Source organism: Pedobacter segetis (assembly GCF_016623585.1).
GTDB lineage: Bacteria > Bacteroidota > Bacteroidia > Sphingobacteriales > Sphingobacteriaceae > Pseudopedobacter > Pseudopedobacter segetis.
Genome location: NZ_JAEHFY010000005.1, coordinates 92068 through 106792, shown reverse-complemented (window position 1 = coordinate 106792; position 14725 = coordinate 92068). Strand labels below are relative to the sequence as shown.

Annotated in this window: 16 protein-coding genes; 4 read left to right on the top strand and 12 right to left on the bottom strand. The window is 36.3% G+C overall.

Annotated features, from left to right (window positions below; translation table 11 throughout):
* The first annotated feature begins 146 nt into the window (after positions 1-146).
* Complete coding sequence (locus tag I5M32_RS04615; protein ID WP_200585014.1) at positions 147-341, top strand: hypothetical protein; 195 nt, start codon at positions 147-149, stop codon at positions 339-341.
* Here I5M32_RS04615 and I5M32_RS04610 read toward each other — a convergent pair whose 3' ends face one another.
* Entirely contained in the window at positions 342-1037 is a 696-nt protein-coding gene (locus I5M32_RS04610; protein WP_200585013.1) for a methyltransferase domain-containing protein, read from the bottom strand.
* A complete protein-coding gene (locus tag I5M32_RS04605; RefSeq protein ID WP_200585012.1) occupies positions 1030-2136 on the bottom strand; it encodes a type III polyketide synthase in 1107 nt (368 codons plus the stop codon). The genes I5M32_RS04610 and I5M32_RS04605 overlap by 8 nt, the downstream gene beginning before the upstream one ends.
* Positions 2137-2176: 40 nt before the next feature.
* Between I5M32_RS04605 and I5M32_RS04600 the strand changes: the two genes are divergently transcribed.
* Positions 2177-3046, top strand: coding sequence for a UbiA family prenyltransferase (locus I5M32_RS04600; RefSeq protein WP_200585011.1), 870 nt, complete (start codon positions 2177-2179; stop codon positions 3044-3046).
* Here the strand turns inward: I5M32_RS04600 and I5M32_RS04595 are convergent.
* The 7 genes from I5M32_RS04595 to I5M32_RS04565 all read right to left on the bottom strand — a co-directional run bounded on the left by I5M32_RS04595 (position 3021) and on the right by I5M32_RS04565 (position 8562).
* Positions 3021-3464 carry a gamma-glutamylcyclotransferase family protein gene (locus I5M32_RS04595; protein WP_200585010.1) on the bottom strand — a complete coding sequence of 148 codons (444 nt, stop codon included), beginning with the start codon at positions 3462-3464 and terminating at the stop codon, positions 3021-3023. The genes I5M32_RS04600 and I5M32_RS04595 overlap by 26 nt on opposite strands.
* Positions 3465-4112: an HD domain-containing protein gene (locus tag I5M32_RS04590; RefSeq protein ID WP_200585009.1), complete on the bottom strand. Its 648-nt coding sequence runs from the start codon at positions 4110-4112 to the stop codon at positions 3465-3467.
* Positions 4113-4364: 252 nt separating this feature from the next.
* Positions 4365-4529, bottom strand: coding sequence for a hypothetical protein (locus tag I5M32_RS04585; protein ID WP_200585008.1), 165 nt, complete (start codon positions 4527-4529; stop codon positions 4365-4367).
* Positions 4513-4980, bottom strand: coding sequence for a PIN domain-containing protein (locus I5M32_RS04580; protein ID WP_200585007.1), 468 nt, complete (start codon positions 4978-4980; stop codon positions 4513-4515). Before I5M32_RS04580 ends, I5M32_RS04585 begins: the two co-directional genes overlap by 17 nt.
* Before the next feature lie 169 nt (positions 4981-5149).
* On the bottom strand, positions 5150-6631 hold the full coding sequence (locus tag I5M32_RS04575; protein WP_200585006.1) for a tetratricopeptide repeat protein: 1482 nt from the start codon (positions 6629-6631) through the stop codon (positions 5150-5152).
* A gap of 84 nt (positions 6632-6715) precedes the next feature.
* On the bottom strand, positions 6716-7465 hold the full coding sequence (locus I5M32_RS04570) for a zinc ribbon domain-containing protein (RefSeq protein WP_200585005.1): 750 nt from the start codon (positions 7463-7465) through the stop codon (positions 6716-6718).
* A 2-nt stretch (positions 7466-7467) separates the two neighbouring features.
* The gene (locus I5M32_RS04565) at positions 7468-8562 is read right to left on the bottom strand and encodes a Nif3-like dinuclear metal center hexameric protein (RefSeq protein WP_200585004.1); all 1095 of its coding nucleotides are present in this window, start codon (positions 8560-8562) and stop codon (positions 7468-7470) included.
* 104 nt (positions 8563-8666) lie between these two features.
* Between I5M32_RS04565 and I5M32_RS04560 the strand changes: the two genes are divergently transcribed.
* Positions 8667-10106 (top strand): tetratricopeptide repeat protein, encoded by a 1440-nt coding sequence (locus tag I5M32_RS04560; protein ID WP_200585003.1) that lies wholly within the window; start codon positions 8667-8669, stop codon positions 10104-10106.
* On the opposite strand, the gene I5M32_RS04555 is transcribed toward I5M32_RS04560, so the two are convergent.
* The 3 genes from I5M32_RS04555 to I5M32_RS04545 form a co-directional block, all read right to left on the bottom strand.
* A complete protein-coding gene (locus I5M32_RS04555; RefSeq protein WP_200585002.1) occupies positions 10103-10462 on the bottom strand; it encodes a TM2 domain-containing protein in 360 nt (119 codons plus the stop codon). The two genes, I5M32_RS04560 and I5M32_RS04555, sit on opposite strands and share 4 nt — an antisense overlap.
* Positions 10459-10593, bottom strand: a complete 135-nt coding sequence (locus I5M32_RS16675; protein ID WP_234461862.1) for a DUF2752 domain-containing protein — start codon at positions 10591-10593, stop codon at positions 10459-10461. Before I5M32_RS16675 ends, I5M32_RS04555 begins: the two co-directional genes overlap by 4 nt.
* 146 nt (positions 10594-10739) lie before the next feature.
* Positions 10740-11147: a DUF4199 family protein gene (locus I5M32_RS04545; protein WP_200585001.1), complete on the bottom strand. Its 408-nt coding sequence runs from the start codon at positions 11145-11147 to the stop codon at positions 10740-10742.
* 105 nt (positions 11148-11252) lie between these two features.
* Here I5M32_RS04545 and mfd point away from each other — a divergent pair, with 105 nt between their 5' ends.
* Positions 11253-14612, top strand: a complete 3360-nt coding sequence (gene mfd, locus I5M32_RS04540; protein WP_200585000.1) for a transcription-repair coupling factor — start codon at positions 11253-11255, stop codon at positions 14610-14612.
* Positions 14613-14725 lie beyond the last annotated feature (113 nt).

Below are 14725 nucleotides of genomic sequence, written 5' to 3'. Positions count from 1 at the left end.
CAGGTTTAACCTATGCCCGGGCGAAGTATTTTATGCGCCTATTCTGTAAATCAATTATGTTTGTACTTGGGCGGAAATCATAGACTTTTTGCTTTTAAAACCTCAACCATGATAGCTCTACTTTGCCAGATCTTGACCCTATAGAAATGATTAAAATCAGGATGGAAGATTTTGGTTATAAATCAGCAGATTTAGCTATTGCTTACGGAGATAAAGGTACAGCAAGTAAAGTTTTAAACTACAAACAATCAATGTCTTTAAATATGATCAGAAAATTTAGCGAGCTATTGAGGATTCCGATAAAGTATTTAATTAGAGAATATAATTTAAAAGCTTCTTGATCACTTCCAAATAACAACTTGCCATCTAAAAGCCCACATCCATTTGATAGAATAATTGATGGCACCTGCTTTTTTTAATAAAACCTCTAATTCTTTCTTACGGAAGCTTCTCAACACAGAAAGTTTGCTGTCATATTTTACCATGGGCGATTTGGAGAATAATCGGGTAAGCAAGCCAATAGCATGGTATGCAAAAGGATGACGGTGTAAATCATTGATAATGACCGCTTTTTTTGAAGCTGAAAGCATTTTCTTGATCAGTAAAACCCAAGTTTCATCATCAAAATGATGGGTAAACAAGCTACTGATCACTACATCAAACTCGTTTTCTTTAAAAGGTTCTTTTAATACATCTGCCAGTCTAAAACTTAGATCACTAAATTCTTTATTGGTTTCCGTTGCGTATTCTACCGCAGATTCGGTAGCATCAACTCCAATAAAATTGAGTTTTAAACCCCGTTTTTTAAAATATTTATCCAATACTTTTAAGCTATCGCCACCGCCGCAGCCCCAATCACAAATAGTATCCCCATCAACAAGCTTAATCTTTTTAAAAGCATCGTAAAAGACAGAAAAACCACCCAATAGCTTATTGATGGTCTCTAATTCTGCTAAAACAGGGTCAATTTCTTGATGATCTAAAGCGAAATTATCCATAATTTCTAGCTCGGTGCTGCGTTTGCTAAAATCAGGCATATTTTAAGATCATGCTTTCAAAAGTTAAGCCCGGGCCAAATGCAAAACTCATGATCTGCTCTTCAGATTTATTGATTTTTAGTCTCTTGCTCAACTCTGCCAAAACAAAAATTACAGTGGTAGAAGACATGTTTCCAAAGTTTTTTAATACCGTGTAAGCCGGTTCGTTTTGTAAAGCAGAAAGTTTAAAAACCTCATCACAAACCTCCAAAATCTTTCTCCCCCCTGGGTGTATGGCAAAAGAACCAATTTCATCCATTGCTAAATTGGCCTTGCGCAATAATTTATCGGCTATGTTCCTAATACCCGATTTTATTTGTTTAGAGACTTTATTGGTCAGCTGCATCTCAAAGCCATGGTTGCCAATTTTCCAAGCCATTTCATTTCTTGCTTCGGTAACTACTTCGGTGTAAAAAGAGCTGATCTTAAATAATTTTTCGTCGGTAAATTCTTCGTTTTTTACGATGACTGCCGATGCGCCATCCGCAAAAAGCGAGTTTGCCAGCCAATTGTCCAAGGTATTCTCACGTTGGAAATGCAGGGTGCAAAGCTCTACATCTACTATTAGAACTGTTGCTTTCGGCTGCGCCCTACATATATAATCAGAAACTTTTAAAGCGTTAAAAGCACCGTAACAGCCCATAAAGTTGATGCAAGTACGCTCAACGGAAACATTTAAACCCAGTTTTTCTACAATTTCAATATCCAAACCTGGTGCATACATTCCGGTACAACTTACGGTTATTAAATGTGTGATGCTGCTTTTATCAAAATTCTTAAGGTTTTTTGTGCAGTCCTCAATCGCCGTAAGGCTTAAATTTAAGGCATTAGATTGAAAAACATCCCCTCTTTTAGAAGTTGTGGGGAAAGGCTCCAGGCCTAAATCGTTACCAAAGAAATTAAAGTCTCCCCGCTCTTTCCCAAAATCATTTAAAACCGAATGTCTAAAATCTATCCCAGAACCTTTGTATAAAGATTCTAACCGCCTAGAATTCTGGGTATCTAGCTGATGTGCGTCTTTCATAAAGCTAAAAATCTGCTCTTGAGAGAATTTATTTGTAGGGTTGCTTGTCCCAATTGCCGAAATGATGCTACCCATTTAATCTATTTTTATATTTTTATTGATTATTAACTTCAAAATGAATTTTAAAAGCGCAAAATCTGTCTTATTGCACCTTCGGCTTCCTTTTTCGCTATTACTTTTACCCGTTTATCTATTTGCCATAAGCACCGTTCCCAAATTTAACAATAGCCATGCCCTTGTGGTTTTTATCATCTTGCATTTATTCATTTATCCTGCAAGCAATGGCTATAACAGTTTTTTCGATAAGGATGAAGAAAGTATCGCACTTGTTAAAAACCCTCCAAAGGTAAGCAGCTCTTTATATATTACGTCTATTTGTTTAGAATGGATTGGTGTTGCGTTGGCTTTTTTGGTTAACGTTCAGTTTTGTATAGGCGTTATTATCTTCAATTCGCTATCTAAAGCTTATAGCCACCCTTCTGTAAGGCTAAAAAAATATCCTATCATCAGTTTTTTGGTGGTATTTGTTTTTCAGGGAGGGTTTATTTACCTGCTATGTTATGCCGCATTTTCAAATTATTTTTCTGGCTTTACAGCCGATGAATATTTGGCCGCATTAATCTGTTCTTGTTTAATTGGGGCTTCTTACCCATTAACACAAATCTATCAACATCATGAAGATGGAAAAAGAGGAGATCAAACATTGAGTATTTTATTGGGCTACAAAGGTTCTTTTGTTTTCTCTGGCCTGGTTTTTTTTATCGGCCTAAGCCTGATGTTTTTGTATTGGGAACTTAAAGGCAATTTGACCAATTTTTATGTTTTTGCAATAATGGGCTTGCCCATTGTGATCTATTTTGTTTGGTGGTTTTTTAAGGTAATAAAAGACAATAACCAGGCAAACTTTACCAATACCATGCGCATGACATTGATAAGCGGCATTACTATGCTAATTTATTTTACTTATTTGGCAGGTGTTTCTTGATTTTTAGAATATACTCTTCTGGGAAAGAATGTGAAATGGCATCGGCAATGATCCCGTTGATATATTTTTCATTCGGTACAATGCCAGAGTGGCAATAATCACAGATAAAGGCAAATGCTTTTACCTTTCCTTTTTCTGTGATAATGTCAAATTCTTTTAAATGATATTCTGGTTCGGTTTGGGCCAATTGCTCAAATCTGTTTTTGTTGATCTGGTAAACCAAGCCCAAAGTAAAGCCATCAATATTCGAGACAAGGTTTCCTCTTGCGCTCCCGTCAGGGTTTTTACGGTTAAAACCAAGCGAATAATGTTTCAGTTCGCCCTTGCAAACAACTTCTACTCTTTCGTTGATCCTAAACTCCACCATTGCTGGGTTAAGGCTACTACCATATCCGAAATACAAAAAACTATTTTCCATCTATTTTAGTCCTTCCCATTCAGCAAAAAACCTGCTCAAATATTGCTCCATAAATTCATGCCTTTGTTTGGCGATCCGTTTCCCTGTTGTGGTATTCATTTTATCTTTTAAGAGCAACAGCTTTTCGTAAAAATGATTGATCGTTGGGGCGGTAGTATTTTTATAAGCTTCTTTGGTTTGTTTTACCTTTGGTTTAACGGCGGGGTTGTATAACTCTCTGTTTTTATAACCGCCATAAGTAAATGCCCTTGCAATGCCAATTGCGCCAATAGCATCTAGCCTATCCGCATCTTGCACCACCAACATTTCTGGCGAGGTAAATTTAATTTCTCCCAAGCTGTTTTTAAACGACATATTTCTGATGATCTGCTGAACGTGGATAATGGTTTTTTCCTCAACAGCAATAGATTTTAAAAATTCCCCTGCTTTGTGCGGGCCTATTTCTTCATTACCGTCATAAAACTTCGCATCGGCAATATCATGCAGCAAAGCGGCAAACTCCACAATTTCTAGGTTTACGTTTTCTTCTTTTGCTATGGCTACCGCCGATTTATAAACACGTTCTATATGCCACCAATCATGTCCCGCTTCTGCACCTTGAAGCTCTTTCTTAACAAAATCTATGGTTTTTTGAATGTTGGTATTCATGAGGATTAATATGAGAAATCTTTTTGGGTTTTTACCCACCAAGCGCACAAAGATTTTTCACAAAGACAGCAGAGAAATATTTGTGAACCTTAGCACAATCAAAGAACCGCAAAAGGTCTCGGAGTTGCTAATTTGTGCGGAAATGGCATTACTTGCAGAACCATTGTCGTACCATACTAAATTAAATAAACGAAGGTGAGTTTACCTAAACCATCAGTCGTCATTTTTGAATTTGCTGTTAGCAATAGGGCATTATTTTGCCACATTACATTTGCCTTGCAATAAGATTTTGTCCAAATATTCTCTCTCTTGCTCATAACTCATGTTCATGATCTCAAGGCTCATTTTATCCCTTATTTCACGCATAACTTTTATTGCGTCGAATTGTTTTTTAGTTTTTTTAATCGTCGTTTCCATATTTAATTATTTCTTTGGGAGTTCTTATTTCGATCATTTTGTGCCCGTTCTGATAATTGATTCCATTATAACCTCTTATTCTGTCGAGATTTACAATATGCTTAAAGTTCCAGCTTACTAAAACGTCTGCATTTGCAAGGGTCGCTATTGCGATATGTTGACAGTCTGCTCTGCTTGTCTTTCCAACAACTTTCGCCTCAATATATTTATCGGCAAGTTGTGTTGCTTCAGCTGAAAGTCTGACCGATTCTTTAAATTCTGTTGGAATGTATGTAATAAGCTCTTTTATAAATCCGGGGGCTCTAAATAGTTCGGCTTCAAGAATATCAGAAACTATTATTATCAATTCCCCGTTTTTCACACTTTCAAAAAAAGGTATTGTTTCTTTTGAAAATTCTTTGTCAAAATATCCTCCAACCACCGAAGTGTCTATGTAAACCCTTTGCTTCATTTCTCCTTAATATAAGGATGAATTTACGAATAAAGTTGAGGATTTTAAATCCTATCGATTTTGCAGAACCGTTCGGTTGCCTTACCGCTATCAAAAAGCTAAGCGATAAATAATCCAGAAAATCATGATGCAGACAATGATAAACTCTGCAGATTGGCTTTAAGCTTAATTAATACCCAATATTCTTTAAGCCATCTTTTGCTTTGGTTTCTATGCTGTTTTCATATTCATGGTTTTTCATGGCAATGGCTTGTTTATAAAAATAGGCAGCTTTAGCCTTGTCGTTTCTATGGGCATAAATATCGCCGGTTAATAGAGCAGCATTTGCGGCAAAGTAGTAAGTAGTGCTTTTGCCTAAATTAATTGCTCTTTGATAATTATTTACGGCATCGGCATCCCTACCTAATTCATCGTAAATTCTGCCTAAGCGGTAATATAATTCTATTTGGTCTCTTTGTAGCCTAAAATCGTCGGCGCCTTTCCCGTTCAATTGTGCCAAAGCCTTAGGGTAATATCCGCCATCAAAATATAAACGGGCTTTTAATAAGTTCATATCCGGAGCAGCATCGTTTGCTTCTTTTAAGGCTTGTTTATCTTTTTCGTCATAAGTATCGCCTTGAGATTTTACCATCTTAATAAATGCGTTATAACGATTGTTATCGCCCCTTAAATAGTAATAATAGGCCAATTTAAGGTAAGCGTCTTTTACGTAGTTGATGCCCTTGTAATCTTTTAGATAGTTAATGAGGTAAACGTTTGCATCAGAATCCATTCGGTTCAATTTTGCGTTGCCCAATAAATAATTTACCGTCGGAAAATCTGTATAAGCGCTTCCTTTGGGCCTCTTTAACAAATAAGCAATGGCACTATCATTTTTTGCATTTCTGGCAGATACATAACCCTGCAAATAAGCTTTTAACAAACTGGTGTTATCCATAGAGTTGGTTAAACCTATTATTTTACTGTAACTGGCTTTGTTATGTACCAGGTCTGTTTCTATATAACATAAAAAGAATACCACTTCGTCTTTGTAAAAGCCATAAGAGGTTTTGGGCAATGCTGTGCTTAAGTATTCTAAAGTTTTAATTCCGTTATCAACGTTTCCTTTAAAGCCAAAAGTAGAGAGTATGCCTTTTATATTTGATGGGATCGAACCCAAAATGACATCTATTAAGCCACTACTTTTTTTATTGGGCAAAAAGGAAGGGTATTTTTTGGCGTTTTCATCTAAAAGGTTATCTGCTTTTTTAATATCTAAACCAGAAGAAAAATAATCTTGGAAACGGCTCTTTAACATTCCCCATTGTAAATAGACCTCTGCTTGGGCAAAAAGATAATAGGGCGAGTTTTTATCCTGATTTTCAAGCGCATCTAGCCGGCCTGATTTTAGGTTCTTTAGCCGCTCATAATCAGATTTTTTTTCTGTGGTAAGCAGCGTAAAATAATCTATGTAATTATCTAAAAGTATGGTGATCCCGTTATTTGGGTTTTGGTTCTTTTCTTTTTGGATCAATTCCCTTGCATCGTTTAAACGAAGATCAAATATGGCCTGATAAGCGTTGATGCAATTATCGTTAAAATCGAAATTGGCTTTGGACTTTAAACTGGTGCCTAAAAAGAGAAAAAAAACGAGGGCTAATTTTTTGATCATTTTTGATTTTGAGGTATGTTAAAAAAAGAAAAACATCTTGAAATTTCAAGATGTTTCCCTTAATAACAATAAAAATACCAAAAATTATACTATTTCGGCTTTTATTTCTTCTGCCATGGTTTCATCAACCAAGATCCTGCCGCAATGCTCGCAAACGATGATTTTTTTACGCTGGCGAATATCCGATTGGCGTTGTGGAGGTATTTGGTTAAAACAACCAGAACAAGAATCACGCTCTATCGTAACAACGGCCAAACCATTTTTAAAGTTTCCCCTTAAACGGTTGTAGGCAATTTTTAAACGTTCATCAATCTTTTCTTCTGCTTTGTTGGCCTCTTTAACCAAAGCCTCTTCTTCTTTTTGGGTTTCTGAAGTGATGTTCTCTAGCTCTGCTTTTTTGCTTTCCAGGTCTTTTTTTCTATCCTCTAGATCTGCCAAGGCTTTCTCATACACCTCGGTTTTGTTAGTGATATCATACTGAAGTTCTTTGATCTTCTTTTCAGAAACTTGAACATCTAAACCTTGAATTTCGATTTCTTTGGCAATTGCCTCAAATTCACGGTTGTTTTTTACGTTGTTTTGTTGCGTTTCGTATTTTTTGACTAAAGCTAAAGACTCTTTAATCATGTTTTTACGATTTACGATGGCATCTTCGGTATCATCTAAATCTGCCTTGATCTTTTGGATACGGGTTTCTAATCCGGCAACGTCGTCTTCTAAATCTGCTACTTCCATTGGAAGCTCTCCACGGGTTTGACGGATTTTATCAACTTTGGTGTGGATGGTCTGTAGCTCGTATAAAGCTTCAAGCTTTTGTTCTACGGTTTGTTCCATTACTACAAATATTTTATTGGGTTTGTATTATTTTCTGTTAAACGGATTGCAAAGTTAGGAAATTTTTTCGTAATAATATCCAATAGCAAATGTTGGGTAAATTGCTCACTTTCAAAATGTCCGATATCTGCGATGATGATTTTCTCTTCGGCATCAAAAAACTCGTGGTATTTAAAATCTGCGGTTATAAAAACATCTGCATTTGCGGCAATGGCATTTTTTAAAAGAAAACTTCCAGAGCCACCACAAACGGCAACCCGTTTTATTTTTTTAGGTAAAATCTGGGTATGCCTAATTACCTCCAGATCCATTTTATCTTTCAGTTGGTTTAAAAACGCTAAACCATCCATTTCTTCTTCTAATTGGCCAACCATACCAGAGCCAACTTCTCTAAAGTTGTTCTCTAAAGTATATAGATCATAAGCTACTTCTTCATAAGGATGGTTATTTAATAAAGCTGCGATGATTTTTCTTTCTATCTGGGCAGGATAAATAATTTCTATGCGTGTTTCTTTTTCTTGGTGGATCTTTCCTTTTTCGCCGCTAAACGGATCTGCAAATTCATTGGGCTTAAAAGTGCCAGTTCCATCTATATTAAAACTAGCGTGAGAGTAATTGCCTATCTGGCCAGCTCCCGCATCAAATATAGCCGTTCGCACAGCATCGGCGTTAGCCAACGGAACAAAAAACACCAACTTTTTTAAGAAATTGCTTTTTGGATATAAAATAGAACAGTTTTGCAGACCTATCTTTTCACAAATTTTTGCATTAACACCATTTTTAACAGCATCTAAATTGGTATGTATGGCATAAATGGCAATTTTATGCTCAATGGCTTTAATGATCACGCGTTCTACATAATTGCTGCCGTTAAGTTTCTTCAAACCTTTAAAAACGATGGGATGATGAGAAATGATCATGTCGCAATTGTACTCAATAGCTTCATCCACAATTGCTTCGGTACAATCTAAACTTATTAGAGCTTTGTTGATTTCCTTTTCGGGATTGCCAACGATCAACCCAGAATTATCATAACTTTCTTGATAGCCCAAGGGCGCAACACTTTCTAAAAACTTTGTTAGGTCTTTTATCTGCATAATTGTAAAAATAAGTTTTCTAACGATAACAATTTTAAGTAGGACTTATTATTGCATAAATAAATTGCTACTTTGCATCATCAAACAACCACACCTAATTCTTAATGATTTTAAAAAGGTTAATTCTTTTATCTTTTCTTTTCTGGGGCTTCCCTTGTTTTTCTCAAGATATTGGTTTACAGAACGCGATCAAAGAACTTTACCAGCAAACAGATACCATCCAAAAAATAAGTACGATGGGCCGCATATCTTATATGTACCAATATCAAGATTCTTATAAAAGTGTTTTATACGCCGATAGTGCCCTGCAAATGGCCAAGAAAATTAATTATAAGGCAGGTATCGCAAAATCATACAATTTTTTAGGTTTGGCTTATGCGGCAATTGGCAAGCTGGATCTAGCACTTAAAAATTACCTTAATGCGTTAAAAGCCAATAAAGATGCTGGCATAGAAAAAGAAACCGCTAAAAACCTCAATAACATTGCAGATGTATTGATTACGATAGGTAATATCAAGAGTGCCAAAAAATATGTTGTCGAGGCATATAATATCAATGTTAAATATAAAAACCTTAACTCGGCGGCTATTTCTTTAAGCTTAATGTCTGATATATACTTGGCCCAGAAAGATTATACCAAGGCGTTATATTATTTAGAGAAAGCAAGGAACCTTAAAAAAGACGATACTGAAATCTTTGATGCTGGTTTTTACAATGTTAAAATGGGCAAAATCCATTTGCTTAGTGGTAATTTGCAAAAGGCACAAAAAGAATTTAATCTAACGCTTGGTTTTAAAAATGCCGAACCCGATCAATTGATCAATGCTTATACAGGTTTGGCGGCAATTAAATCTGAAAGTAGGCAATTTAAAGAAAGCAAGGCCTTGTTGATGAAAGCACTAAAGATTGCTAAAAAAACCAGCGCAGAGATACAGTTGCTTTATGTATATGAGTATTTAAGCAAGATCTCTTCTCAAATGAATGATCTAAATGCTGTTGTAAACTATTTATCTAAAAAGGATTCTTTGAGAAATGAACTAATGGGTTTTAATACCTCGGGGAGCATTAACAGTTCTTTAAATAAAATTATTACCGACCAAAAAGATAAAGAAAACGAAGAATTAAGATTGCAATCTAAATATGATCAAAATGAGTTAAGGCAACAAAAGAAAACCAATATTATATTGTTTGGGGGAATTTCTATAGCCGCTTTTCTGGTGCTTATAGCCTTTATCAATTACCGAAATAAAAACAAAGCCTATAAAAAATTAGACGAGGCCAACCAGCTCATATTAAAGCAAAATGCCAACTTAGAGCAATTGGTAGAAAAGAGAACGCTCATTATCACTCAAAAGAACGCCAAACTAAAAGAAGTGGCTTATTTTAATTCTCACAGAGTGAGAAAACACATGGCCAATATTTTAGGATTGATCCATGTTGCTAGCTTTGAAACCAATAAAGACGAGTTCTTTGGTTTGATAGAGAGCGAAGCCAAGAGTTTAGACGAAACCCTATCGCAGATCAACTCCATGACCAAAGATTAATGCCTTGCCAGTTCTATAAAAGACCTACTTTCCAATGCCATCTTGTGGTTAAACTCGTTTGCCAAGTTTTTATAGTTCACTAAATCTATAATAGTCCCTATAAAGCAAAAACCGGCAGTAAAAAAGTAAATGATACCCATTGCAATTTGGTTGGTTAAAAATCTTTGAACACCCGCCACGCCAACAAAGCCTAAAAGCCCGGTAATTAAAATATGTTGGGGATCCCGTCTTTTACCTCCGTAAATCAGCATAAACCTGTTTTTTGTTTCTGGATCTAGGTTTTGGGTAATTTCTTTAATAAACATCATCTCTTCTGTGGTAATGTTAGAAAAAGAGTATAAGTATTGATCGTTCATGTTGTTATGGTTTTTATGATTAGAGTGCAAAGTCTGTAAATTATTACAAAAAACGTAAAAATTCCCAGCGGATGGGCTCTCCACGATTTTAAGGCCTGGAAGTGCATCAAGTAATTTAAAGAATGCCCCAAACCACAACCGGGGCAAAACTTAAAACCAAAATTGGCAAATGGGCAAAGGCTTACATGGTTTTTGCTGGTATCCATGCAATAAAGGGCAATTAATGCAACTGCAAAGAATATAATTTCTAAACCATACATTCTTAACCTTAAGGGCATCAGTACTTCTTTTTAATATCCATCAATAAAAAGGCATTAATTAAGGTAAAAAGCAAACCAATCCCTATTGCTAAAAGCATAAATTCCATATAATCTATGGTGTTTGGATGATCCTGAGACTGCAAATATATAATGCTAAATATAGCGGCTAAAAGCCCCCCTACTGCTAGTATTTTAAAACCTTGAAACACGGCCGTGGCAAAGCAAAACCTGTTTTTACTCTTGCTCTTAAAGCTCTTTAAACCAAAATAAAGACCTAAAAAAGGGATAATCAGGGCCGTGTAATTTATCCACTCTTTACCGTTTTGAATGATTGCACTAGGGTAAAAGCCCATTTTTTGAGCCGCAAATATCCAAATAAAAGAAAACAAACCTATTATAGAGCCAGAAACCAGTGCGTTTTTCATGTATGTTTATCCAATTGGATCTTAAATATAAATTATTTATCGGTTTTCGGCAACCTATTTAATTTCCCTTAGTTTATGCAGCATTAGTTATATTTGCAATATTAGATGAATATTAAAGAAATATTAGAGAGATATAAAACCGATGAACGGGTTTTGGATTTAACAAAAGCCGCTCAAAATAAAAAAGCAAGGGTACAATTAAAAGGATTGATAGGCTCTTTAGATGCTTTTGTAGCTGCGGCCAATTATTTCTTAACCCACAGAAACATGGTTTTTGTGCTGCCAGATAGGGAAGATGCCAATTTCTTTCAGGCCGATCTAGAAAACTTGGTGCAAAAGGAGGTTTTGGTTTTCCCGTCTTCCTACCGTAAATCCTTCGATTTTACACAAACAGACTCTGCCAATGTTTTGATGAGGGCAGAAGTATTAAATGAACTAAACCACGCATCTGAATTTGGGAATTTGATCGTAACCTACCCAGAAGCAATAGCAGAAAAGGTAATAGATAGGAATGCGCTCATCAAAAATACTTTAGAAATAGCCATAAATAACAAGCTCAGCATCGATTTTATAAATGAATTTTTGATCGATTATGATTTTGAGCGCACCGATTTCGTTTATGAACCTGGGCAGTTTTCGGTACGTGGTGGCATTGTAGATATTTTTTCTTTCTCACATGATCTACCTTACCGTATCGAGTTTTTTGGCGATCATATAGAGTCTATCCGTACCTTCGAGATAGAAAGCCAACTTTCTGTTGAGCAGGTGAAATCTATTACCATTGTACCCAACGTACAGGCTAAATTTTTAACGGAAAGCAATATTTCTTTGTTAGAATTTATTGATAGCGATGCCGTAATTTGGTTTAAAGATGTTCAGTTTACACTAGATATTATTAAAACCGGCTATAAAAAATCGGTAGAGCTTTGGAAAGCTTTAAGTGCCGAGCAAAAGCAGCAGAACCAAGAATGGATCGATCCTAAGTTTGCTTTCAGCGATGATAAAATGATGGCAGACCTGTTGAACGATTTTCCGGTCATCGAGTTTGGTAAACAGTTTTTTTACCACGCAACGGATGTCATTAATTTTGATGCCCGCCCGCAACCATCTTTTAATAAAGATTTTAACCTGCTGATACATAATATCAAACAAAATGAAGATCAAAAGATAGATAACTATATTTTAACAGATTCTTCTAAACAGCAAGAACGTTTATTTGCCATTTTTGATGATATCAACAAAGGGGCGAAAGGCGTAAAGTTTCAACCCGTTAACATTTCTATAAGAGAAGGTTTTATTGATCACCAGCAAAAATTGGCCTGTTATACCGATCATCAAATTTTTGATAGGTACTATAAGTATAAATTGAAACGAGGTTACGCCCGTTCCCAAGCAATTACCCTAAAAGAACTCCGCGACCTAAAACCCGGAGATTACATTACCCATATTGATCATGGGATCGGCAAATATGCCGGTTTAGAAAAAGTAGAGGTAAATGATAAAGTGCAAGAAATGATCAGGTTGGTTTATGCCGATAACGACCTATTGTACGTAAATATCAATTCGCTAAACCGTATCTCCAAATACTCTGGTAAAGATGGCCACGAGCCTAAAATGAACAAGCTGGGTACAGAAACTTGGGATAAATTAAAAAAAACCACAAAAAAAAAAGTTAAAGACATTGCCCGCGACCTGATCAAGCTCTATGCCTTACGAAAGGCGCAAGAAGGAATGTCGTTCTCGCCAGATACTTATCTGCAAAATGAATTGGAGGCTTCTTTTATATATGAGGATACACCAGATCAAGAAAAGGCCACGGCCGATGTGAAAAAGGACATGGAATCGCCACACCCGATGGATCGTTTGGTTTGTGGCGATGTTGGCTTTGGTAAAACCGAGGTTGCCATTAGGGCTGCATTTAAAGCCGCAACAGATGGTAAGCAAGTGGCTATTTTAGTGCCCACAACCATTTTGGCCATGCAGCATTACAAAACCTTTAACGAGCGTTTAAAAGATTTCCCCGTACGTACTGATTATATCAATCGTTTTAAAACAAGTAAACAGGTTAAAGACACCTTAGAAGCCTTAAAGCAAGGTAAGGTAGATATTATCATCGGTACGCATAAGTTGGTGAGCAAAGACGTAAAGTTTAAAGATCTAGGGCTTTTGATCATAGATGAAGAGCAAAAATTTGGCGTAACGGTAAAAGAAAAACTCAAACAATTTAGGGCAAACGTAGATACACTGACATTAACGGCAACGCCAATTCCTCGTACTTTACATTTTTCATTGATGGGGGCAAGGGATCTTTCCATTATCCAAACACCGCCCCAAAACCGCCAAGCCGTACAAACAGAACTACATGTTTTTAACGATAAATTGATCAAAGAAGCCGTAGAGTTTGAGTTGGATAGGGACGGGCAAGTTTTCTTTATCCATAACCGGGTTGCAGATCTACGCCAGTTGGGCGGTTTGATACAAAAATTGGTGCCGAAGGCCAAAATAGCCATTGCCCATGGGCAGTTGGAGGGCGATAAATTGGAAGATATCATGTTAGATTTTATCGATGGTAAATATGATGTTTTAGTGGCAACTACCATTATCGAAGCTGGTTTGGATGTACCAAATGCAAATACGATGCTCATCAACCATGCCCATATGTTTGGCTTAAGCGATCTGCACCAAATGCGGGGCAGGGTTGGTAGGTCAAATAAAAAGGCTTTTTGCTATTTACTGAGCCCGCCTCTATCAACCCTAACTTCTGAAGCTAGAAAAAGATTGAGTGCCATTGAAGAGTTTTCTGATTTGGGGAGCGGTTTTAACGTAGCCATGCGAGATTTGGACATCCGCGGAAGCGGAAACCTTTTGGGTGCAGAACAAAGCGGTTTTATTGCCGAAATAGGTTTTGATATGTACCATAAAATTTTGGATGAAGCTATACAAGAATTAAAAGAAGATGAGTTTAAAGGTTTGTTCAATGATGATAAACCACGGCCGTTTGTGAGTTTTACGCAGATAGATACCGATATGGAATTGATGATCCCTGATGAATATGTAACCAATATCCAAGAACGCTATAACTTATATACCGAGCTTTCTAAAATAGAAAACCAAACGCAATTAGATGCCTTCGCCAAAGAACTGCATGATCGTTTTGGTCCCGTCCCAAGGCAAGTTCGTGATTTATTAAGGACCGTAGAATTACAGTGGATCGGAAAAGAAATCGGATTGGAGAAAATCTCATGGAAGAAAGGCGTTTTGCGAGGCTATTTTATCTCAGATAAACAATCTAAATATTTTGAGACTGAAGCGTTTAGTAAAATCTTGGGTTTTGCACAGCAAAACCCAAGAAATGTAAATTTAAAAGAGGTTAAAAATACGCTTCGCATCGCCATAGAAAATATCAAAAATATTGATGATGCCATTTTTGCCTTAGAGCAAATGCGTGATCCGGTGGTGATTTAGGGTTTTTAATAATTGAATTAAACCTATTCTTTTAATGATGAATTACGTTGCCCCAAAATACCTTTAAAGCCAAACTATACAGTAAAAGCTATTATAAATTATTTAACGCTAAA